We start from the raw sequence: 893 nt of genomic DNA on the forward strand, positions 1-893 counted from the left end.
CGTTGTGTGTAATTTTTGACGATTCCATATATGAACAGACTTAAACTTTATTTATCTTTTATTCTGACATTTATCTATTTCTACAGCAATGGAAATACATCACAATCAAACAGTTCCCATGACACAATTCCAAAAATTAAAAAAACAACTTCCAAAATCACAAGCAAAATGACTGATAAAGGGTTTATAGAAAAATTGACAGAACTCGGCTACTTTGACTATACGGAGAAAGATAAATTGCGGATTGTTCAGGACTCTTTAGCGAGTCGTTTTAGTAATAACAAAATTTTTTTTACCGAATACAATAGAAATCCACCCTTTCAATTTTATGATTCCCGCTTTTACAGTTGTGGTGACGGAGAGGAATTGTATGAAGAAGGCGGCGTTATTGCTATGATAAAAGAAATGCAACCTTTCTTGAGTAAATTAGGAGTTCAACTAAATTACTCTAACGACAACTATTTAAATAATCAACATAGCATTATTGTAAATGGGACAACCTATGTATTGGCAAAAGGAAGTCCTTTAATGTGGGGAGAGACAATTCAGAGATATGCAGATATGGTTAATGCAGAGTTGGTAAAGAATGATTCTAAAGAGCAGTTATATCTACTAACGTACGAAAATGAATACATGGTTTTTATGACAACTGAGCAATACAAATTTGTTTGTGAATATTTTTCATCTGATAAAAGACCATTGACAGTTGCTGAATGGACAACTAAAACTTTGAATGAATTATACAACTCAATGAGCAGATAAAACTACACACAACAATAGTTTACTGAATAGCCGGGTAGACGGGGAACGTGGTGTTCAGTTTTTCAACTAAATCAATCTCGGCAAGACTGTTTACGTTTCTAAACTCCCGTCCATCAGTAAGCCTTTACGTT

The 893-nt window shown here is 33.6% G+C and carries 1 protein-coding gene; it reads left to right on the forward strand.

What is annotated here, in order from left to right:
* Positions 1-30 precede the first annotated feature (30 nt).
* Positions 31-762, forward strand: a complete 732-nt coding sequence (locus M4J38_RS17415; RefSeq protein WP_251761084.1) for a hypothetical protein — start codon at positions 31-33, stop codon at positions 760-762.
* Positions 763-893: the final 131 nt, after the last annotated feature.

This window comes from Parasegetibacter sp. NRK P23 (genome assembly GCF_023721715.1).
Lineage (GTDB): Bacteria > Bacteroidota > Bacteroidia > Chitinophagales > Chitinophagaceae > Parasegetibacter.

Bases quoted from the DNA above. Each gene is read 5' to 3' on its own strand.
- M4J38_RS17415 (WP_251761084.1), top strand. From the start codon at position 31: ATGAACAGACTTAAACTTTATTTATCTTTTATTCTGACATTTATCTAT.